This is a genomic window from Puia dinghuensis (assembly GCF_014642875.1).
GTDB lineage: Bacteria > Bacteroidota > Bacteroidia > Chitinophagales > Chitinophagaceae > Puia > Puia dinghuensis.
In genome coordinates this window covers 199981-221297 of record NZ_BMJC01000005.1, presented here as the reverse complement: position 1 = coordinate 221297, position 21317 = coordinate 199981, and the positions used below count along the sequence as shown (strand labels likewise).

Sequence of the window (21317 nt, the reverse complement as noted above, 5' to 3'; positions counted from 1 at the left end):
AATTACTATTCTATTGGTTTAATTACCGTTGGTGTAAAGGGGAGCCAAGGAGTAATTATAAGACGTAGTCACATAGGGAAATGTTGCACCGGGGACGAGATTAATATAATGCTGCGGGGCGATCGGTTCTAGAACCTGACGATCGGCAGCTTAACAACGAACGATTCAAAATTGTTCTCTACCTGGATATTTCGTTTGGTTATTAGCTTATAGCGGTTGTCGAGGTTGCTCAGTCCTATTTTGGACGTTGGCTGTGGGTTGCTGCGGCGATTCATGACGTTGCGGACGATGACATAATCGGCCGAAATGGAGACATCGATGGCCAATGGTTTTTTTTCGCTGAACTCGTTATGCTTGATGGCGTTTTCCACGAGGGCCTGCAGGGATATCGGGGGGATGAGGAAATTTTCAGCGGACAGGTCAGTTATTTCAATAGACATGCTTATTGCATCAGCGAATCGGATTTTCAGGAGATAGAAATAATTGCTGATGAACTCTACTTCTTCGCGCAGCAGGACGAGGTCTCTTTCCTTATTGCTGAGGATATAACGGTAGACCCGGGCGAGGGTGTCGTTGTATAGCCGGGCGTTTTTGGGGTCACGGGTGATGAGGAAAGAGAGGGTGTTGAGGGAGTTGAAGATGAAGTGGGGGTCGATCTGGTTCTTGAGGGCTTCCAGTTCGGCCTGGGCTTTGGCGACGTTGAGCTGTTCGACCCGGGATTCGTTGTATTCCTTTTCCAGATTGAGGAAGAGGATCTCATAGATGTTAGTGATGAAGCAGGCGGCGATGATGATGATCAGGACGGTGTTGATGAGATGTTGGTTGTCGCCTTGTGTTTCGCGCGAGCAGTACTGCCAGAGGCGGAGCAGCAGCAGGGAGATGGCGCCGGAATAGACGATGTTGGCGAAGAAGAGGGCGACGATGATCTTATAGTATGATTTTTTTGACCAGGGGAATCGCTCGCGGATGAAGTACATTAGGCGGACGTTGCCTTCCCATACGAGGAAGGCGACGACGATGAAGAAGAGGTAGCAGGCGGCGAGTTCGGAGTATGTGTAGAGGCGATTGTTGATGAGACCGGATAGGTTAGGGATAAACAGGCCCAGGGCAGGGATGCCTATCGACTTGACAACACGGTCGTTCAAAACGATCTTTTTATTCATAGCAGGTTGGGGCCCTGGCGGCGAAGCCTGAGCAAATGCTTTTTGATAATTTGGAAGTTGGGTAAGCTGCGGATTCCTCTCCTTTGGTTGAAACGGCGGTGTAGTAGAATGGAATAACGGCAAGTAATCAATTTGTGACGTGATAGAAAAGTTAATTAATTGCAAAAGGAATTTAAGCGAGGTACGAGCGGACAAGCAGAGGGTTGAGCGGCGGGACGTTCATACCGCCAATAGAACCATTGGACACGGAAATTTCCCGTTTGAGTCAGTTTACCCGATTGCCCGTGTGAAATGTGATTATCTTTCCGTGTTAATAAAACTTATTCCGGGGGAAAGGTATTTCACTAACGGGCAACTTCCCCGGATTCAATTACGAGTTGTCCTTAGAAGTTTTCTCATGTGACCCGCAGGTGGTTTCTACCACCTGCTCTTTTTTCCACCTTCTTTTTCGACCGAGTGCCATTCATCTAATTCCATCTGCGTTTTCGTTTCAACCGTTCGGCGGTTTTCTTCAACGGTATCGTCGGGGACTCGCTCTTATTTGCCGGCCGAACGGAGAGTAGGTGTTTCTTTCGCCATTTCGGTAGGTGAAAATCAGCATTGGGTTTTCAATTTTCTTGCTTCGGTTAGAAACCGAGTGCTCGTTTGCAATCTTTCGCTAAATTTTTTTGTCTCTCTTGTAAAGTTAACAGCTGAGACTGCTGTTACCGGCCAAAAGCCGGTAAAGAAAACATTTATTTATCTACTATTTAAACCGAACGGAAATGAGAAAACTACTGCTGCTGAGACTACTGCTGCTATTCTGCGGTTGGATGGGGGTTGCGGGCGTGCTCCATGCCCAGACCCGGGAAGTGACCGGGACGGTCACGGATACCGCGGGGACACCCATTCCATTTGCAACAATCCAAGTGAAAGGAACGAAGACTACGGCCGTGGCTGACGCCAACGGCAAATTTGCTATTAAAGTAGCGCCCGGGGAGGTGCTTGTCGTCACGTCGACGGGGATGGCGCGCCAGGAATTAAGGGTGGGCCAGGCGCTCCGGATGGATGCGCGGCTTGTTCCCCAGACGCAGAATCTGTCGGAAGTCACCGTTACAACGGCGCTGGGCATCCGAAGGCAGGCCAGGGAGCTTGGTTATGCGACCACTTCTATAAAAACGGCCGAACTTAACCAGGCGGCAGTGGTGAACACGGCGACGGGGCTTGCCGCCAAGGTGTCCGGTGTGGATATCCGGCTGGCGGACAATGGAGTAGACCCGCAGGTAAAGGTGACCTTCCGGGGAAGCCGGTCGATCGAAGGCAGCAATTCGGCGCTGATCGTCATAGATGGTATCCCGGTTGACCAGACCTATCTGGCGAACCTGAACCCCAGCGATATCGAGGATGTGACCATCCTGAAGGGGTCTAATGCAGCGGCTCTTTATGGAATGGCGGCGTCCAACGGTGTGATGGCCATTACAACGAGAAAAGGAAGGGGTAAGTTGTCGCTGACTTACCAGAACACCGTCAGTTTCGAATCTATTTCTTATTTCCCATCGCTTCAAAATGAATATAGTGGCTGGGGTGGTGAGCCGCCGGGCACATGGCCAAATCCGTCCACGGGGGGCACTATCCAGTTTATCAATCCCTGGACCGGTCTGGTGCAGACCGTGCCATTCGAGAATGAAAGTTTTGGGGAAGCCTATAACAGCAAGGATTTCCACCTGGATTCCATTCCGATAGGAGAGAATGCGAATCAGACCTGGCGGTTTATCCCGTACCGGTCGGTGCCTAACGGCAGAAAGGATTTCTTCCAAACGGGGGTAGGTGACCAGAACAAGTTGTCTGGTTCCTTTGGGAATGCGAAGATCGGCGGGGTCTATTTTTCGGGCGAGCACACCAGCAAGCAGGGGGTTGTGCCATATGATACTTATTCAAGGGATGGTGGCCGGATCAATGGGAACCTGCATGCCGGGCGGTTCGAGCTCAGCGGGGGTGTCAGTTATAATAGTGTACAGACCGACATTGCCGGCAACTCCTACTTCCAGAACAGGCCGGTGTACTGGAACGTCATGAACATGCTGCCGAGCGTAGACCTGAAGAGTATAAAGAATATCAACGATTTCGCTTATAACCAGGGTTTTGTGGACGCATATTTCCCCAACCCCTGGGTGCAGGTGTTCGATGCCCGATCGAAGAAAAAGACCGATCAGCTGATCAGCAATCTTTCGGTGAGCTACAAGGTGAACCCGTGGCTTACGTTGACGGCGAGAGGGGGCTACAGCCGGACTACGATAGATGCGCCGGCCTTTATAGACAGCATCAACTTCCCCTCCTGGCTATCGGCCAGTGGGGGTCCCTGGGGATTCAGCAACCTGGCGGTCTTCCCCGGAAATGTAGGATACCAAAAGGAGGACATTACTTCGCATTATGACGACGGGAATGTGGATGGGTTCCTGACGGCTGTCAGGAAAACGGATCATTTCAAGTTCACGCTTATTGCGGGCGGCAACTGGCGGCGCAGGTCGAGCTATGGCGACTGGAATTCCAACCAGGTGAATTCGGGACCTGTGGTAGGGCAGAACCTCATTCCTTCTTTCTATACCAAGACTACGCATGGTGATGGCAGCGCGGATGCGATCTTCAGCTACAAACGTTATGACCAGTCTGTCTATGGCGATCTGTCCATAGGGTATGACTCCTGGCTTTTCCTGCATGGATCGTTCAGGAATGACTGGACGTCCATTCTTTCTCCGGGGAACAGGAGCTTTAGCTATCCTTCGGTGGATATGTCTGCGGTGTTGAGCGACAAGCTGGCTTTCCTGCACAACAGCAACACGGTGTCCTTCCTGAAGGTGAGGGTGGGATATGCCGGGACGGGTAATGTTTCGTTGGAGGGCTATAATGAGTTGGGTGTCATGGGCAATATCGCCGGTGGTAAGAATCTTGGCGGATATTCGGTGGCGCTGCCCAATTTTGGCGCCTATTCTATCTATCCGATCACGACGGTGGGAAGCGGGTTTCCCTACGGGGCGCTGCGCGGGTTCTCGCAGAGTACGGCAGCGGTGCAGAACGGCCTGCAGCCTGAGAAGACCGAATCCTTCGAAGGCGGTTTCCAGTTGGGATTGTTTGCCAACCGGGTGAACCTGGAAGTCAACTACTATGACCAGAAGGCCAAGAATCAGACCATCCCCCTGCAGACGTCGAATGCGGCGGGCATCAATTCCTATTTAACCAATGCCGGGGAGATCGATAACAACGGGGTGGAAATAGACCTTAACCTGACGCCCTTGTTCAGAATAGGCGATTTCCGGGCGAATATTTCGGCCAATTTCGCTTACCAGAATTCGAAGGTGGTGAGTATTGCAGGGGGCCAGGCCGAGCTGGACCAGATCAACTTTGGGACGGTGGTGCTTGGTGGGGTATTTGCGGTGCCGGGCAAGGATTATGCCCAGCTGCGGTTAACGGATTTCAAACGAGACCCCACCGGCCATGTGATCGTGGATGGGACGACGGGGCTGCCTTCCTTCAGCCCGGACCTGATCGATGCCGGGAACACCAACTACAAATATTTCGTGGGGATATCACCCACGCTTCAGTATAAGGGCTTTTCGCTGCATGCGGTGTTCGACTACCGGGGAGGCGCCAAGATCTTGAACGAGGAAGGCAATGCGATGGATTTCGCGGGCATCTCTTCCTTCGACGCGCAGAACCGGCAGGCCTTTATCTATCCGAATTCGGTGATCCAGACCTCGCCGGGGAAGTATACTCCGAATACGAATGTTCCCATCACGTCGGGGTTCCCCGGTTTGCCCAATTCGATCTTCTGGTGGGCGAATTATCTTAACCAGATAGGGACGCCTTATACTGTCAGCGCTGCTTTCATCAAGTTGCGGGAGCTTTCGCTTACCTATGACTTCCCGAAGAAGTGGCTTGGAACGCAGCAGGTGATCAGGGGGTTACAACTGTCGGCTATCGGCCGGAACCTGTTTATGTGGAGACCGAAGACGAATATCTGGTCGGATCCGGAGTTCAGCACGAATGGCGCGGGGAATGCCGTGGGCTATACGACAGAGTTCCAGACACCGCCGACGAGGATCATCAGCTTTTCGTTGACGGCTAATATCTTCTAATCCGATAAACATATTATATGGGAAAACAATTGTTATTTATTTGTGTGGTGGCCATTGCGGCTGCCTCCTGCAATAAGGAGCTCAATACGAACCAGACCGACCCGAATGGCCTTCCAATTGCGCAGTTGAAGGGAGCGGACGTTTTTGCCCAGGCGATGGTGACGGTGGCTCAGGATAAACTGGGGTTCAATATATCGGACGCTACCGACAATTATGACTATGCGACGCAGTGGATGCAGTACTTTGCCAGGACCACTTCTTTTGCGCCATCGGGGTCGCAGGAGCAGATGGAGACGTTTGGCCTGACCACCAGCTTTTCCGATGGCAACTGGGCGTCCAATTACCACAATATTTATGACTTCAATTTTGTGATGGCCAACAGTACCGCTCATTCTGTATTGCCTGGTGCTTCCCGGGTGATGCGGGCCATGCTCTTCGAGAACCTGGTGGACCAGTTTGGCAATATTCCTTATAGCCAGGCCTGCCAGCCCAGTGTCACGATCACGCCGGCCTATGATGACGCGGCGACTATCTATAAGTCGCTGGTGACACAGATCGATTCGGCTATTACGCAGCTGTCGGCTTCCCAGTCCACGGCAGACGATGCGGCCGACATCATGTTCAAGGGGAACAAGACGCTGTGGATCCAGTTTGCCAATACGATAAAATTACGGATGGCGCTGCGCCTGGTGCCCAATGGCGACCAGACGTATGCAGGGTCGGTGATCAGTTCAATCGTAGCGCAGGGGGGCGGTTTTCTTGGCGCAGGCCAGGATGCGCTTATCAATCCGGGTTTTGTGGATCAGAACCTGAAGCAGAATCCGTTTTGGGCGAACTATGGGTTCCTGCCCGGCACGACGACGCCTACGCAGAACAACAACTTTTTCATTGCGAATACCTTCATGCTGAATTTCCTGACCTCGACGAACGACCCGCGGATCGGTTATTTCTATACCAAGAATTCGGTGGGTGGTTTTGGCGGGAACTTCTTCGGCAGCGGGCTTACTTCTACGCCTCAGCTGAGTTCGATAGGGTCAGGCATCCTGCAAAGCGCTGCGATGCCGGCGTTGTTGTTCTCGGCCGCTCAGTCCTATTTTATGCAGGCGGAAGCGGTGCAGCGTGGGTTGATGACCGGTAATTATCAGACGCTGTTTCAGAAGGGGGTGGAGGAGTCGTTCCGTTACCTGGGCGTGGCCAATCCGACGGCGTCGGCGGATGCATTTATTGCGGGTTCGACGAGTCAGTATGTGAATATTGCTACTTCGCCCAGTCCGTTGCAGACGATATTTTACCAGAAATGGGTAGCCGAGTGTGAGCTGGATGGGTTTGAGGCGTATTGCGACTACCGGCGGGTGGGTTATCCGGTGATCGCTACGCCTTCTCAAGCGGTGCCGGGTACGCCTATGCCTAAGCGGCTGCTTTATCCAGAAACGGAGTATACGCAGAATACGGCGAATGTGGATGCGCAGCATCAGCAGGCTTCGGATCTCTGGACGAAAATATTTTGGGGGCAGTGATTGCGGGGAGCGAATGATGTTTCCTGGATTTAACACTTAAAAAACGAATTATGAAAATAAAGAATTTAATTATAGTCTGCCTTTGCTGCTGCTTCGCGGTGGGAATGAGTTCGTGCCTGAAGGACACTCCCTATATCGATGTCTCCAATTCCCAGCCGATAATTGAGTTTGGGTTGAGTCCGGCGAATGGGGTTACGGGGCCTTTTGCGTATGTTCCGGATTCGGTGGGTGGTCCCTCTGCGAATATCGATACTGCGGTGGCTGTCGTGGTGGCTTCGCCGCAGGTGCTGAGCAGTACGGTGACGGTGACGGTGAAGGTGGATACGTCGCAGATCTCCGCTTATAATACGGCGAATGGTACTTCGTTTACGGTATTGCCTTCCAATTTGTATACATTGAAGACCACGGCTACGGTGAATCCGGGTTACCGGGTGGGGCGGCTGGATGTTGTCCTTAATATGAGCCAGTTTCCGGCGCATCATAGTTATGCGTTGCCTTTGGCGATTGTGAGTGCTTCGACGAATACGGGGCAGAATCTTATCGTGAGTGGGAATTCGGCGACTTATATGTGGTTGTTTAGCAGGTAGGGGGCGCCTGCGGCGCCCGAGCCGTTAGGCGAGGGCGCGTAGGGGTGACTAAACTGGACAAGGCAGTAGCAATGCTGCCTTGTCAGTTTATAAATGAGGTATGGGTCGTTTTGGTGCATGGGGCTAGCTGCGGTTAGCGGCTATGCAGTTTCTGCCGCCACTCTTGAAATTCAATAAATGATTGTATAGTCATACTAAACCATTCTGCGTACTCTGGATCAGTAAATGCTTTGGATGTTCGGTATTTCGCCATTAGTTGATGCTGTTCGTTCATTTTCCATAATGCTTGTACGGGATGTAAGCCTTTTGTAGCGGCATAAAGAATATAATCAATCGTTCCGGCTTCATCCGGCTGAGAGATATTTTTGCCTAACACTTTACCGGATGAGTCTAAAAGTATATAGACAGGTACTGCTGCAAGATTCCATTTGGTAAGAAGTGCTGTGTCGTTACAGTAAAGGTTGATGCCGACCGGACCATACTTTTTTAGAGCGTTGGTCCATTGCCGCTCAGAATCGTCTATGTTGATATTAATGAATTGAATTAAGGAGTCAAGATGGATGTTTTTTAGTCGTTTCAGGAGCTGCGCTTCATATGGGAATTTAACCAGGCAGCTTCCGCACCATGTCGCCCAAATGTCTACATACAAAATTTTGCCTTTATAGTCTTTTAGGGTTTTTTCATTGTGATTTGTGTCAATAAACCTGGTGTCAGGGAGGTATTTTCCTGTGTCAGTATAAAATCGGGGAAGGTATTTTGTGACTAACCAGGAAGAATCTGTCAGCTGAGACTTGCTTGCAATAGAGATTAAAAGGGAGAATAGAAATAAGGTCGTTTTCATTGAAGCAATATATCTACTTCCTCGTCATTTTTTTCTTAATTTTTGAAGTACACCTGGGCTGCCGGGTGGTGCGGGTTGCTGGAGCCGCGTTAGGGATCGCAGTGGAAAGCCCGGAGCCCGAGTTGTTAAGCGAGGGCGAGGACTTGTAATGGAGAGCCCGACCCGCGGGGGAGGGACGAGCCTGAGGGGAACGCCCGGGTGAGATGGGAGACTGAGGGGCGCGTCCGGGTGAGAAGCTCGGGAAAATGGCTATCTTTAAGGATGGACCAACAGACTTCGCTTACCCGCACGCTGGGCCCCCTGATGTTATGGGGCCTGGGAGTAGGTTATGTTATTTCCGGGATGTATTTTGGCTGGAACCTTGGGTTGGCGAAAGGGGGGACGCTGGGGCTGGCGATCGCGACGGCCGCGGTGATCGTGCTGTACATCACCTTTACGTTTTCCTATACCGAGCTGGCGTGCGCGATTCCCCGGGCGGGGGGTGTCTTCGACTATGCCACGCGGGGGCTTAACCGCGATTGGGGGTTCGTGGCCGGGATGGCGCAGCTGATCGAGTTTGTGGTCGGTCCGCCGGCGATAGCTGCAGCGATTGGCGCTTATTTCCATATCTTTTTACCAGGGGTGCCGGTGACAGTGATTGCCATCGGCGCCTATTTTATTTTTACGGCCCTCAACATCTACGGGGTGAAGGCGGCTGCGGGCTTCGAGTTGGTGGTGACCATCCTTGCCGTCGCAGAGTTGCTGCTCTTTTCGGGGGTCTGCTTTCCGCATTTTTCCTGGAAAAACCTGGACAGGAATGCTTTTCCGCATGGCTGGACGGGGGTGTGGGCGGCGGTGCCCTTCGCCATCTGGTTCTTCCTGGGACTGGAAGGGGTGGCGAATGTGGCGGAGGAGGCGAAGCGGCCACAGCGGGATGTGTTGCTTGGTTTTGGTTCGGCGCTTTTTACCCTTATCATTTTGTGTGTGCTGGTGTTCGTTGCCGCGGTGGGTGTTGCCGGGTGGGAGGCCATCGTGTATCCTGTACCGGGAGCCACCGATACGTCGGATTCGCCGCTGCCGCTGGCGCTGGGGAAGATCACGGGGACGAGCGGATGGGTCTATCATATGTTGATAACGATAGGGTTGATGGGACTGGTGGCGTCGTTTCATGGGCTTGTGCTGGCGGCGGGGCGGGCTACGCTGGAGTTTGGGCGGGTGCGTTATCTGCCGGCGGTGCTGGGTCGGGTGCATAAGCGGCGTGGAACGCCGGCCACTGCGCTGCTTGCGAATATGGTGATCGGGATCGTGGTGTTGGTGTTGTTCAGGACGGAGGATATTATTACGATCTCGGTGTTTGGGGCGCTGACGTTGTATGTGTTGTCGATGGTGACGCTGCTGGTGCTTCGGCGGAAGGAGCCGGAGCTGGTGAGGCCGTTCCGGGTGCCGTGGTATCCGGTTTTCCCGGTGGTGGCGCTGGCGATTGCGGCGGTGTGCCTGGTGGCGATGGTGAGTCTTAACATTAAATTATTTCTTATCTATTTTTGCGTTCTGTTGGTGAGTTATATTTGGTTTCGCCTGACGGCTTCCGGCCGCCGCGAACGAGGGGCGGACATTAAAATTTATGAATGATGCGCAACGATCAATCGCTTCCTGAGCTGCTTGCCCGGATGGGTGAGGAAAAAATTGAAAAGGTAAAGTTGGCTATTGCGGACATCGATGGGGTGTTGCGGGGTAAGGTGATCAGCTTTGAGAAGTTCAAGGCGATCGCTTCGAAGGGTTTTGGGTTTTGTGATGTTGTTTTTGGCTGGGATTCGGCAGATCGGGCGTATGATAATGGGGCGTTTACGGGCTGGCATACGGGTTATCCGGATGCGGTGGCGGTGGTGGATGTGCATACGATGCGACGGGTGCCGTGGGAGGGGGGGCTGCCTTTTTTCCTGGCAGATTTTAGTTCGGCGCGTTCGCAAGCGGGGGGTGAGTTTGGGGGGGCTGCGCGGGCAGATGCCGGGGGTGAGTTTGGGGCGGCTGGAGGTGCGGCGGTGAGTGCGGGGGCGGCGCCGGTTTGTCCGCGGAGTTTGTTGAAGCGGGTGATCGGGCAGGCGAGTGAAGCGGGGTATTCGGCGTTTTTTTCGCAGGAGTTCGAGTGGTTTAATTTTATAGCTCCGGCTGTGGCGGGGGGAGCGCCGAACGGGGGGACGATGGCGAGGGGAGTGCCGGGTGTGGCAGGGGAGTTGCCGGGTGTGTCCGGAGGGATGATGGCTGGGGGGACGCCGACCGGAGGGGCGATGGCGGGGGGATGGTCTTTTGCCGATCTGCGGCCGATGACACAAGGGATGTTTGGATATTCTATTCTTCGGGCGTCGCAGGGGAGTGCTTTTTTTCATGACCTTTTTGACAACCTTGGGCGATTTGGCGTGCCACTGGAGGGATTGCATACGGAGACGGGTCCGGGAGTGTATGAAGCCGCTATTATGTATGCCGATATATTGGAGGCGGCCGACCGGGCGGTGTTGTTCAAGACGGCGGTGAAGGAGATCGGTCACCGCCGTGGGATCCTGCCGACCTTTATGGCGAAGATCAATGAGTCGTTGCCGGGGTGTAGCGGTCATGTACACCAAAGTCTTTGGTCGATAGATGGGAGCCGCAACCTGTTTTATGACGCGGACCGCGAGACGGGTATGAGTGTGTTGATGGAGTGTTATATTGCGGGGCAGCTGCATTGTCTGCCGCATATTTTACCCATGATGGCGCCGACGGTGAATAGTTATAAGCGATTGGTGGAGGGGGCCTGGGCGCCGACGACGCTGACCTGGGGCATCGATAACCGGACGGTGGCGTTGCGGTCGTTGCCGGGTGGGTCGACATCGACGCGGCTGGAGACGAGGGTTGTGGGATCGGATACCAATCCTTACCTGGCGATGGCGGCATGTCTGGCTGCGGGGTTGTATGGGATCCGTCATGGATTACCTTTGCGGGCGGCGACGAAGGGGAATGGATATGCCGATAAGAGTCATGGGGTGTTGCCGCGCAATTTGTGGGAGGCGACGCAGGCGATGAGGGCGTCGCCGCTGGCGGTGGAGCTTTTTGGGGCGGAGTTTACGGATCATTTTGTGCGGACGAGGGAGTGGGAGTGGAGGCAGTTTGGGCAGGCGGTGACGGATTGGGAGTTGCAGCGGTATCTTGAAATAATATGAAAAAAGACCGGAGGTCTTTTGGCCGAAGGCGCAAAATATATGATAGATTTTACGACCATAAGACAGTACAATTTTCCGACGACGATAAGGTTTGGCCCGGGTGTTATTGCCGAGTTGCCGGATCATTTGCGGGGTGTGGGGTTATCCCGCCCGTTGCTGGTGACGGACCCGATGGTGGCGCAGCTGGATTTTTTTAGCGGACTCCGCAAGCAGCTGGAAGCGAAGGGGCTTTCCGTGGAGGTGTTCTCGGACATCCACAAGAATCCCGTGAAGTCCGATGTGGAGAAGGGGGGTGTGGCCTTTACGACTACGGGCCGGGACAGTATCATCGGTATCGGCGGTGGTGCGGCGATGGATGTGGCGCGGGCTATTGCTTTGCGGATAAATCATCACCGGGACCTCTTTGACTATGATGATCTCATCGGGGGTGATGTGTATGTGACGGAGGAGGTGCCCTATTTTGTTACCGTTCCGACGACGAGCGGGACGGGCAGTGAGGTGGGCCGGAGCGCGATTATTTCTGAAGATGAGACGCATAGGAAGCGGATCCTGTTTTCTCCGAAGTTGTTAGCCAAGATGGTGTATGCCGACCCTTTGCTGACGATGGAGCTGCCGCCCTTTGTCACGGCGGCCACGGGGATGGATGCGCTGACGCACAACCTGGAGGCTTATTTGGCTAAAATGTGGCATCCGATGGCTGAAGGGATAGCATTGGAGGGGATACGGCTGATCTGTGGCAGCATCGTGCAGGCGACAAACCGGCCTGATCTTGCCTCTCGCAGCCAGATGATGATCGCTTCGCTGATGGGGGCGGTGGCGTTTCAGAAGGGGCTCGGAGTTGTGCATTCGCTGGCGCATCCGATGTCTTCTTTGCTGGATACCCATCATGGGCTGGCCAATGCGGTGAACCTTCCATATGGAATGCGGTTTAATATTGGCGGGTGTGAAGAGAAGTTCAGGGTGATCGCGCAGGTGATGGAGTTGCCGGTGGATGAAGGTCCCGGGACCAGGGCTATGGCGGAAAGGTGGGGCAGCGGCGGCCGGCCTGCTGCGGACGAGGCTATTGCGGGGCGGGCTGCGGGTGAGGCTATTGCGGCGGCTAGTGCGGGACGGGCTGCGGGTGAGGCGGTGGTGGAGAGGTTGTTCGAATTGAACAAGTGGCTGGGGCTGCCGACGCGGTTGCGGGATGTGGGAGTGCGGGAAGAGCATTTGGAGACGCTTGCTGATCTGGCGATTGCGGATTTTGCGCATCCGAATAATCCGAAGCCGGTGAGCAGGGATGATTTTTTTACATTGTATAAGGAGGCCCTTTAGGCCCGACAGGAGGCCCTTCAGGTCCGACGAAGGAGGGCTGTAAAAAGACAACTATTATGAGGATCGGGTTGACGTATACGGGAACAGACTGGAAGCATGAGAATTATGTCCGCTGGTTGAAGGCGGGGGATGAGGCGATCGAGGTGGTGCGACTGGAGGCCGGTGGCGGCGGATCGATGATCGGTTGTGACGGGCTGGTGTTGTCAGGTGGAGTGGATATCTATCCCGGTTTTTATGAAGGGGGCGTGGATTATCCGGGGAGTGGCGGATGGAAGCCGGAGCGGGATGCCTTCGAGTTGGAGATGCTGGAAACGGCGCTTGCCAAGGCGGTACCGGTGCTGGGGGTCTGCCGGGGGCTGCAGCTGATCAATGTTTATCGGAAGGGGACGCTGGTGCAAGACCTGGGGCCTGTGGGGGATGCCGTTCACCAGAACACACCGGATGATAAGCAGCATACGGTAGTGGTGGATGCGGGAACGGTGTTGCGTGCCGTCGTGGGTGAAGGGGAGGGTGTGGTGAACAGTGCGCATCATCAAAGTGTGGACAGGCTGGGAAATGGGTTGCGGGTGAATTGCCGGGCGGCGGATGGGACGATCGAGGGGCTGGAATGGGCGGAGCCAGGGGGCAAGTCCTTTTTGCTGGCGGTGCAGTGGCATCCGGAGCGGATGTATGTGAATGGGGTGGGGGATGCGGCATTGTATGCGGCGATAAGGGAGCGGTTTGTGAGGGAGGTGGGGAAGGGAAAAAATTTGTAAATTTACCGAATGGCACTAATAATCAATCCCCGTAATAAGCAACAGGAAAAGGTGGTAAAGGCGTTTTTGAGTAGCCTTAACATCGGCTTTTATTCTGAGGCTGAGGAAGATGCAGCTTTGGTGAATGCGATGCAAAAGGGGCGTAAGACCGCCTTGCTTACTAAAACCGAGAAGACTGCTTTCCTAAAGCGGTTAAAGCACGCCAAGTGAATATTGAGATTCGCAAGTCTTTTGAAAAGGATGCCTTGAGACTTCCGGCTCCTATGCAGGTGCAGCTTAGCAAATTAATTGAAACGTTGATCCAGGCGAAACAGCTTTCGGAGATTTCATCTTGTAAGAAGTTATCCGGATATAAGAATGCGTATAGAATTCGAATGGGAACCTATCGGATCGGGTTTCTTTTTGAAAAGGAGACTATTGAATTAGTACGCGTATTAGGCCGGAAGGAAATTTACAGATATTTTCCATAAAAAATAGTTTGAAATACTATGCAGATCATTAATCCTGCTTCGGAAGAGGTTATCGCAGAAGTAACAGAAGACACCCAGGAGACAGTGAAGGAGAAGTATGAGTTGGTGAGGGCGGGGCAGGCGGCGTGGGCGGCGAGGACGGTGGAGGAAAGGCTGGCTTGTATCGGGAAGTTTTATGCGGCGTTGGAAGAGGAGAAAAAGGTGTTGGCGGAGACGCTGACGAGTGAGTCGGGCAAGCCGTTGCAGCAGTCGTATAACGAGCTGAACGGGGCGAGGGGACGGATAAAGTTTTTCCTGGACAATACGGCGCGGTGGCTGGCAGAAGAGTGGATAGTAACGGAGGGGGCTACACGCGAAAAGATCGTTTACGAGCCGCTGGGCATCATCGCCAATATCTCCGCCTGGAATTATCCTTACCTGGTGGGGGTGAATGTGTTTATCCCGGCCTTGCTGGGAGGCAACGGGGTTTTGTATAAGCCTTCGGAATACGCTACGCTCACAGGATTGCATATCCAGCGGTTGCTGTATAAGAGCGGCGTGCCGGAAGAGGTGTTCGCGGTTGTGGTCGGTAAGGGGACGGCGGGCGAGTGGCTGCTGCAGTTGCCGCTGGATGGCTACTTTTTTACCGGCAGTTACCGGACGGGGCGGTTTATTGCCGAGCGGGTGGCGGGGAAGATGGTGCCCTGCCAGCTGGAACTTGGGGGTAAGGACCCGTTGTATGTGATGGATGATGTTTCCAATATCGAGGCGGTTGCGGCGGCGGCTTTGGAGGGTGTGGTGTATAACAACGGCCAGAGCTGTTGTGCGGTGGAGCGGATCTATGTACAGGAAGGGGTTTATGATGCTTTTGTGCTTTCGTATACGGAGCAGGCGCGTCGCCTTGTGGTGGGAGACCCGATGGAGGGGACGACGGAAGTGGGACCTTTGACGCGTTCGGGACAGCTGGAGTTCTTACTGGGGCAGATAGACGATGCGGTGGCGAAGGGGGCGAAGGTGCTGTTTGGCGGGCACCGCGTGGATCGCCGGGGATATTTTATCGAGCCGGCGGTTTTGGTGGATGTCGATCACCGGATGAAGCTGATGACGGAGGAGTCTTTTGGGCCCGTGGTTGGTATTCAGCGCGTCAAGGATGATGCGGAGGCGGTGGCGCTGATGGGGGATACGGAATATGGGTTGACGGCCGCAGTGTATTCGAAGAGCTTTGAACGGGCAGAACAGGTGATGCGGCAGTTGAATACGGGGACGGTGTATTGGAACTGTTGCGACCGGGTGAGTGCGGCGTTGCCGTGGAGCGGGAGGAAGCATTCGGGTCTTGGGATGACGCTGAGTTACCAGGGGATAAGGGCGTTTGTGCAACCGAAGGCGTATCATATCCGGCCGTGAGGGGCATTACGTAACCGTGGAGGGCATTTTCCCCGGATTTATGACAATCTGCTTTATTTCAATAAGTAGTTACCTATAAAAAAATAAGTACACTATCCCGGCCGCGCAATTGCGGGCGGATGTTTTTTGTTTTACAAGGAAGAGAAATTCGATCCTTGTGAAAATCCTGCTTTACCTGATATCTGTTCTGCTGAGCCTGCCTTCTGTGGCTCAGATGTGCCCCGGGGGTGGAGTTGATTTTTCCTCCGCTGTAACCTTCGACCCTAACTGGATCTATGGTTGTAATACGGGCACATCCTGCAACGGTGGTGTACACTTCGATAATACAACCTCCTGTCAGCCCACTACAGCAATGGATGCCTGCGCTCCGGCGCCGTCCTGCGGTACTATAGCCTATAATGCGTCGAATATCTGGTTCAAATTTTATCCGCTCGGCCCTACTGCGACGATCTCCTGTTTTCAGAATTCTTCCCTTGTGATCGGTATCCAGGCTTTCTCGGGAGGGCCGGCCTGCGGCTCACTGACCGAGATCGGTTGTGCATTGGCAGGCGGACCCAGTAGTGGTGTTCAATTAAACCTTACTGGTCTTCAGCCGGGGCAACTGTATTACTTCCGAATATTCGGCAGCGCTCACCCGGTTTCCCAGCGTACAGGGATCTATTGTTTTTGCGGTACTACGGGATTGAGCAATGTTGTCTTGCCCGTTGCCTTGACCAGCTTCCGGGGTTTCGTTGCCGGCGGAATGATCGATCTCGTATGGACAACCTCCGCGGCGGATGATTACCGGTATTTTGAAGTCCAACGAAGTACGGATGGCAGCACGTTTGCGGATATTGGCCGCGTGGATGGATCGGGACCGGCGGGGGATACCGGTTCGTTTACCTATAGCGATGAGGCTGACATTGCCAATACTAATTTTTACCGGCTTAAGCTGTTCACCGACGACGATCATTATACTTATTCCTCTATCATAGCCATACAACCGCAGGTGACGAGTGGGCTGCGCTTCTTTTTTGATGCCGACAGAAAAGAATTGCAGGTTACGGTGCAGCAGTCCAGCCGGGCGGCGATCGTGGGGGCATCCGGGCAGCTGTTGAAGACGCTTACGCTTGTTGCGGGTAGAAATAGTGTGTCGATGAGCGATGTTGCGCCCGGAGTTTATTTTCTGCGTGATGAGGGGGGCAATACGACTAGAAGATTTGTGGTGTTTAAATGAATGAAAAATCCCCGCCGCAGCGGGGATTTTTGTTGGGTGGGTTTGGGAGCTTGTTAATGCTGGTTGCCTGATCCGTTGATCTGGTAGCAGCCAATGTCGGCACCGGGAGGTGTTACTTCGGTCGCGCCATAAATGGGGTCGATAGGTACGACTACCAGCGGTTTTATAGTAGTGTTGCCCTTGCCGATGAGCGATGAGCCGGGCAGCAGGTGGAAGTTGAACGATCCGATGGAGGTGTAGGCGAACAGGGGCTGACCTACTACCGGCAGGGGATAGTTGACGAATTTGGGGTTCTCGTATTGGACCACCGGAGTACCGTCATAAGCATTGGCCGGCGGGTTGGGATAATAGAAATTGGCCGGCAGGTAGAGCGACGGCCTGGGGATGTCGGTGGGCTGCGGTTTTGTACATACACCTCCATAGGTGAAGAACTGGTCGGCGATGACCAGCGAGTCGGCCCATTGGTAGTTGTTGCCGTAAGTGAGGTGCAGGGTGTCGGCAACGGGGTTATTGACCACGCGATAGCCTACGCGGCAGTTGATGAAGGCATTGTTATAGAAAGCACCTTCTGCGCCTTGTTCGTAGTCGATGCCACCTGCCCTTGACCCGGCCGTGATGCGGACGCCGCCGTTGACGAAGGTGCTGTTGTACATGACGATGTTACATTGTGGTGCACCGACGGGCTGTCCTTTATTGGAGGCTTTTTGTCCGTTGTAGGCCGTGCCGATGAAGAAGTTGTAAGCGATGGTACCAACGGACCCACCTTTGCAGTTGACGATGTCGCCGCCGCTGCCGCCGCATTTCTCGAAGGTGTTGCGGAAGATGTGGAGCTTGCCGTTGGAGATACGCATACAGTCATCAGTGCCGCCATAGAACCAGCAGTCTTCTATGATGCAATAGCCATTGGGATTTTGGAAAACGATGTTGAAGGAGGTGCCGGAGCTTTCTTCCACGGCGGGGCCGTCGACATTGCCATAAGATGCGCCGGCGAAGTCGAGGTGGGTCCATTTAAGCACCAGCAGGCGGCAGCTGGTGTCGCACATGATGCCCTTCCAAAGGCCTTTGTGTGCCGGGTCCTGGTTCAGCGGCAGGTTGGGCGTATTGTCTTTGGTAATCCCTTTAACTGTGAAGACGTTGGGTTGCGCCTGGGTGCCGAGGCTGATCAGGGTGCCGTGGACGATGATGCCCGAGGTGGTGTCGGCATAAACGGTTACCCCTTGCTCGAGGATAAGCGTGTCACCCTTGGGAACGTTGATCGTGCAACCAAGGACATAGGTCTGGCCGGTCTGCATAACGCCTTTGATGGAGCCACAGAGTGGGGTGTTGGTGGGGATGGCGCCGCCTGGCGGGGGCGGGGCCTGGTAGACATAGATGTTCTGTTTGTCCTCCGCCCATTTGGTGCAACCGGAGAAGACCAGGGCGCTGGACAGGATGAGAAGAGCAAGATTTATTTTATACATAGTCGTATTGTTAAATGTGTTTGTTTTCATTATTAGAATTTATACCGGAGGCCACCCAGGTAGCTGATCTTGTAGATATCCTTTTGCGCGACCGTGTAATTGCTGCCACCGTCCTGGAAGGGGATGGTGTATCCGCTCGGCAGGTTGGCATTAACCTTGGTGTACGGGAATTTGATGTATTCCTTGTTCGGAGAATTGGTCAGGTTGTTGATCTTGGCAAAGAAGACCAGGCGGCGGTAGAGGCGTTTTTCCACGGAGAGGTCTAATTGGGCGATAGGTTTTCCCCAGATGTCGAGACCATAGTACGGAGATACCTGGACGATGCGGGTGCCGGTATAGGCGAGCGCCAACTGCGCATCGAGGCCCCAGCGCGGGTCTTTCAGCAGGAGCGAGAAATTGCCGACATGGTCTGCCTGGCCCTGGAGGGGGCGGGATTGATTGATGTTTTGGGTCTGGATGCTACCTGAGACAAGGCCGTAGAGACGTTTGGTCGTTGTCACCTCGGAGTGTGTATAGGTGTAGTTGGCGGAGATGCCGAATACGCCCCAATATTTGGTGAAGACGATCTCAGCGCCATAGTTGGTGGCTTCATTGGTGTTCTGGGGTCTCAGATAGAGAGAGCTGGGACCGTTGACGTTGGTTACATAGTACTCGATGGGATTGGTGAGATGCTTGTAGAATGCGCCCACCAGGAACTGGTCGGCCAGCCCCGGGAAGAGTTCGTACCGGAGATCAAGATTGTCCGCCCTTACGTGTTTCAGGTAGGGGTTGCCAAGGAAAGTGAATTCTTCGTTGGAATTGTCGGTGATGGGAACCAGGTCACCAAAGCCCGGGCGGCTGATGGATTTGAAATAGGACAGACGCAGGTTCTGGTTGGATTGGAGGCTATACTTGAGGTGCACACTGGGCAGGACATCCGTGTAGTGGATGGTGCCGGATGCACCGATGGTAGAGGTTTTAGGCAGCACCGTGGTATAGTCGTCCTGGGTATTCTCTACGCGTACCCCACCGAGAACCTGGAATTTGGGGACCAGCAAGAATCTTGTCATGATGTACCCGGCGGCTACCTTTTCATGTGCCGTGTAGCTCTGCGCATTGATGGCGGTGTAGCTGCCCTTGTTTTGGCCGGTGGCCTGGAAATAGAGTTCCTCACCATCGAGGCCGGAGTAGGGAGCGCCGCCGTTGACGGCTTGCAAGGCGTAGTCGTTGTTGTAGCTATCCCTGGTCTTATAGCGATAGAGGCCGCCCAATTGGAAAGCAAATTCGCGTTGGAAGAGGGAGGGTTTGTATTCTACGTTGCCATAGCCGGCCCAATCCTGGTCTTTGTTATGCTGCCAGCGATGGGTGACGGCGTTGGAGGTGCCCTGAGGGATAGTGTTGCGGATGCTATCGGTCTTGCCGGAAGCTTCGCGATAGACGACCTGGTCCCAGGTATAGGAAGCCATGTCAGGGATCTGTTGTTTGGCGATGGAGTAGACGCCGCTCCAATCCACTCTTACCTTATTGCTGAGCTGGTGGTTGCCCTGAAGGGTGGCATTGTAGATGTCCTGGATCTGCCAGCGGCTGCGGTACTCGGGTTTGACCAGGGTTTGCGTAGCCGTCGAGTTGAGACCGGCCGAGCTGCTGTCAGGGGTATAGCGGGTCTCGAATTGGTCCTGGTGGAGGTAGAGGTTAAAAAGGGAGATGCGGTTGCGATCGTTGAAGAGATAGTCGATCTTATTTTGTAAGCCGATGCGGTTGGTCCGGGTGCTATATGTTCTGACATAGGAGTCCGAAGGATTGAGGGTATTGGGGTCAGGGCTTGGCAGCGGTTGGGCGTCGGGGACGAGGCGTTCGGATACTGCACCTTTGTACAGATCCTGATAGCTGGCGGAAAGGATGATGCCCAGTTTCTTATCCAGGAAGCGATCGCCGATGGTGAAACCAAGGGTATTGTTGATGGGGGTGGCCCTGTTGTAGAACTTCAGGTTGTTGGTAGTGAAGTCGGAAACAGCCGCTCCATAGTCATTGCCGTGGATCTCTGCGGGTGATTGCTTATTGATGCCCGCATGAGGGAAGGCAACGAAGGGATTGTCATTGAAGATGGTAGAATAGCCGAGTGAGCCATTGGCGCTGAAGATGAATTTATCGGGGGCGTTCTTCATGACGAGATTCATGGTGCCGCCGATGGCATCGCCTTCCATGTTGGGAGTAAGTGCTTTGATGACTTCCAGTCTTTCGAGCATTTCTGCGGGGAAGATGTTCATCGGAACGAAGCGGTATTTGTCGTCGGGGCTGGGGATCTTGATGCCGTTGACGAGGGTGTTGTTATACCGTTGGTCCATGCCGCGGATGATGGCATAGCGGCCGTCACCGGTGTTGTCGCGCTGGATGACGACGCCGCTGACGCGTTGGAGGGCGTTGGCGACGGTGATGTCGGGAGAGATCTCGATGGTGCGGGCGGACAGGATGTTCTGCACCATGTCCGAGCGCTGTTCGATGCGGCGGGCAGTGTTGTCGGAGCCACCGCTTGCGGCGGAGATCTGTACTTCTTCGAGCGTGGTGGTAGAGACGGAGAGGCTAAGAGCGAGGTCCTTCTCATCGTTGTCGGATGAGAGAACAACTTCTACGGGTGTGGATCGCTGATAGCCTACTGCGCTTGCGGTGAGTTGGTATTTACCTGCCGGGACGTGGCGGAAGGTGAAGGTACCATCGAGTTGAACGGTTGTCCAATAACGGGTGTTGGCCAGGGTGACGGTGGCGCCGGTCATCGGTTCACCCGTCTTGGAGTCGCGAATTTTTCCTTTGATCGTACCTGCTTGAGAGATGAATGCGAGGCAGATTGCTACGAAGGAGAGGAGCGTCCTTTTTATCATAAGCATTTCAAAATAAGTTTTCGCAAAAGTAGAAGGAGGAAGAGAGGGAAAAAGGCGTTCTTTGATTGATAAGACTATGTTAACTGTAGGATAATTTTTTGGTAATGATTATTTCTTAATAATGTCAAAGAAGTTTATTAACTTCTATGAAACTGAAATTTTGTTGAATTTTTCCTCAGAATTGGAATTTTTCCTGAAGGGGCAGAAGGTGGTGATGGAGGACGGTGTGCGGGTGTTATGCACAGGGAGTGCATATTCGGGTTAGGGAGATGTTGGAGATGTTTTTTAATATTATGCTCAAGATACTGATAATAGTGATGGGGACAGTATAGTTAACCTTCGCCGATGGGCGAGGGTTTTTTGTTTTGGCCCTTGGGGTGGGGTAAAAATAAGAGGGCAATAGAAATTGCCCTCGCGTCACGACTTTTGTGACCATTCAAAACTAAAAATATAGAAGAAGATTAATTTGTT

General features: G+C 53.7%; 15 protein-coding genes. 11 read left to right on the top strand and 4 right to left on the bottom strand.

Annotated elements, in window-relative coordinates; genetic code table 11:
- Positions 1 to 128: 128 nt before the first annotated feature.
- Positions 129 to 1163, bottom strand: a complete 1035-nt coding sequence (locus tag IEY39_RS22635) for a sensor histidine kinase (RefSeq protein ID WP_188935994.1) — start codon at positions 1161 to 1163, stop codon at positions 129 to 131.
- Positions 1164 to 1927: 764 nt separating this feature from the next.
- On the opposite strand from IEY39_RS22635, the gene IEY39_RS22630 reads away from it, so the two are divergent.
- Genes IEY39_RS22630 through IEY39_RS22620 form a run of 3 tightly spaced genes read left to right on the top strand, consistent with a single transcriptional unit; the run spans position 1928 to position 7379 of the window.
- Positions 1928 to 5275, top strand: a complete 3348-nt coding sequence (locus IEY39_RS22630; protein ID WP_188935992.1) for a SusC/RagA family TonB-linked outer membrane protein — start codon at positions 1928 to 1930, stop codon at positions 5273 to 5275.
- Positions 5276 to 5292: 17 nt separating this feature from the next.
- Entirely contained in the window at positions 5293 to 6792 is a 1500-nt protein-coding gene (locus IEY39_RS22625) for a SusD/RagB family nutrient-binding outer membrane lipoprotein (protein ID WP_188935990.1), read from the top strand.
- 50 nt (positions 6793 to 6842) lie between these two features.
- Positions 6843 to 7379 carry a DUF1735 domain-containing protein gene (locus IEY39_RS22620; RefSeq protein WP_188935988.1) on the top strand — a complete coding sequence of 179 codons (537 nt, stop codon included), beginning with the start codon at positions 6843 to 6845 and terminating at the stop codon, positions 7377 to 7379.
- A 133-nt stretch (positions 7380 to 7512) separates the two neighbouring features.
- On the opposite strand, the gene IEY39_RS22615 is transcribed toward IEY39_RS22620, so the two are convergent.
- Positions 7513 to 8220 (bottom strand): TlpA family protein disulfide reductase, encoded by a 708-nt coding sequence (locus tag IEY39_RS22615; protein ID WP_188935986.1) that lies wholly within the window; start codon positions 8218 to 8220, stop codon positions 7513 to 7515.
- Between the two features lie 261 nt (positions 8221 to 8481).
- Between IEY39_RS22615 and eat the strand changes: the two genes are divergently transcribed.
- From eat to IEY39_RS22575, 8 genes are all read left to right on the top strand, one after another.
- On the top strand, positions 8482 to 9828 hold the full coding sequence (gene eat, locus IEY39_RS22610; protein ID WP_188935984.1) for an ethanolamine permease: 1347 nt from the start codon (positions 8482 to 8484) through the stop codon (positions 9826 to 9828).
- Positions 9825 to 11393: a glutamine synthetase family protein gene (locus IEY39_RS22605; RefSeq protein ID WP_229689035.1), complete on the top strand. Its 1569-nt coding sequence runs from the start codon at positions 9825 to 9827 to the stop codon at positions 11391 to 11393. Before eat ends, IEY39_RS22605 begins: the two co-directional genes overlap by 4 nt.
- Before the next feature lie 39 nt (positions 11394 to 11432).
- Positions 11433 to 12707 carry an iron-containing alcohol dehydrogenase gene (locus IEY39_RS22600; protein WP_188935983.1) on the top strand — a complete coding sequence of 425 codons (1275 nt, stop codon included), beginning with the start codon at positions 11433 to 11435 and terminating at the stop codon, positions 12705 to 12707.
- A 56-nt stretch (positions 12708 to 12763) separates the two neighbouring features.
- Positions 12764 to 13462: a gamma-glutamyl-gamma-aminobutyrate hydrolase family protein gene (locus IEY39_RS22595; RefSeq protein ID WP_188935980.1), complete on the top strand. Its 699-nt coding sequence runs from the start codon at positions 12764 to 12766 to the stop codon at positions 13460 to 13462.
- Between the two features lie 9 nt (positions 13463 to 13471).
- Positions 13472 to 13672: a hypothetical protein gene (locus IEY39_RS22590; RefSeq protein ID WP_188935978.1), complete on the top strand. Its 201-nt coding sequence runs from the start codon at positions 13472 to 13474 to the stop codon at positions 13670 to 13672.
- Entirely contained in the window at positions 13669 to 13932 is a 264-nt protein-coding gene (locus IEY39_RS30275) for a type II toxin-antitoxin system RelE family toxin (RefSeq protein ID WP_188935976.1), read from the top strand. The genes IEY39_RS22590 and IEY39_RS30275 overlap by 4 nt, the downstream gene beginning before the upstream one ends.
- A gap of 18 nt (positions 13933 to 13950) precedes the next feature.
- Entirely contained in the window at positions 13951 to 15315 is a 1365-nt protein-coding gene (locus IEY39_RS22580) for an aldehyde dehydrogenase family protein (RefSeq protein ID WP_188935974.1), read from the top strand.
- A gap of 157 nt (positions 15316 to 15472) precedes the next feature.
- Positions 15473 to 16531 carry a T9SS type A sorting domain-containing protein gene (locus tag IEY39_RS22575; protein WP_188935971.1) on the top strand — a complete coding sequence of 353 codons (1059 nt, stop codon included), beginning with the start codon at positions 15473 to 15475 and terminating at the stop codon, positions 16529 to 16531.
- A 53-nt stretch (positions 16532 to 16584) separates the two neighbouring features.
- On the opposite strand, the gene IEY39_RS22570 is transcribed toward IEY39_RS22575, so the two are convergent.
- Together IEY39_RS22570 and IEY39_RS22565 are read right to left on the bottom strand one after the other, a co-directional pair.
- Positions 16585 to 18021: a hypothetical protein gene (locus IEY39_RS22570; protein ID WP_188935969.1), complete on the bottom strand. Its 1437-nt coding sequence runs from the start codon at positions 18019 to 18021 to the stop codon at positions 16585 to 16587.
- Between the two features lie 2 nt (positions 18022 to 18023).
- Entirely contained in the window at positions 18024 to 20852 is a 2829-nt protein-coding gene (locus IEY39_RS22565) for a TonB-dependent receptor (RefSeq protein WP_188935967.1), read from the bottom strand.
- Positions 20853 to 21317: the final 465 nt, after the last annotated feature.

Excerpts from the sequence above, each read along its gene's own strand:
- eat (WP_188935984.1), top strand. The coding sequence starts at position 8,482 with ATGGACCAACAGACTTCGCTTACCCGCACGCTGGGCCCCCTGATGTTA.
- IEY39_RS22605 (WP_229689035.1), top strand. The coding sequence starts at position 9,825 with ATGATGCGCAACGATCAATCGCTTCCTGAGCTGCTTGCCCGGATGGGT.
- IEY39_RS22570 (WP_188935969.1), bottom strand. The coding sequence starts at position 18,021 with ATGAAAACAAACACATTTAACAATACGACTATGTATAAAATAAATCTT.
- IEY39_RS22625 (WP_188935990.1), top strand. The coding sequence starts at position 5,293 with ATGGGAAAACAATTGTTATTTATTTGTGTGGTGGCCATTGCGGCTGCC.
- IEY39_RS22590 (WP_188935978.1), top strand. The coding sequence starts at position 13,472 with ATGGCACTAATAATCAATCCCCGTAATAAGCAACAGGAAAAGGTGGTA.
- IEY39_RS22565 (WP_188935967.1), bottom strand. The coding sequence starts at position 20,852 with ATGCTTATGATAAAAAGGACGCTCCTCTCCTTCGTAGCAATCTGCCTC.
- IEY39_RS22635 (WP_188935994.1), bottom strand. The coding sequence starts at position 1,163 with ATGAATAAAAAGATCGTTTTGAACGACCGTGTTGTCAAGTCGATAGGC.
- IEY39_RS22630 (WP_188935992.1), top strand. The coding sequence starts at position 1,928 with ATGAGAAAACTACTGCTGCTGAGACTACTGCTGCTATTCTGCGGTTGG.
- IEY39_RS22580 (WP_188935974.1), top strand. The coding sequence starts at position 13,951 with ATGCAGATCATTAATCCTGCTTCGGAAGAGGTTATCGCAGAAGTAACA.
- IEY39_RS22620 (WP_188935988.1), top strand. The coding sequence starts at position 6,843 with ATGAAAATAAAGAATTTAATTATAGTCTGCCTTTGCTGCTGCTTCGCG.
- IEY39_RS22615 (WP_188935986.1), bottom strand. The coding sequence starts at position 8,220 with ATGAAAACGACCTTATTTCTATTCTCCCTTTTAATCTCTATTGCAAGC.
- IEY39_RS22600 (WP_188935983.1), top strand. The coding sequence starts at position 11,433 with ATGATAGATTTTACGACCATAAGACAGTACAATTTTCCGACGACGATA.
- IEY39_RS22595 (WP_188935980.1), top strand. The coding sequence starts at position 12,764 with ATGAGGATCGGGTTGACGTATACGGGAACAGACTGGAAGCATGAGAAT.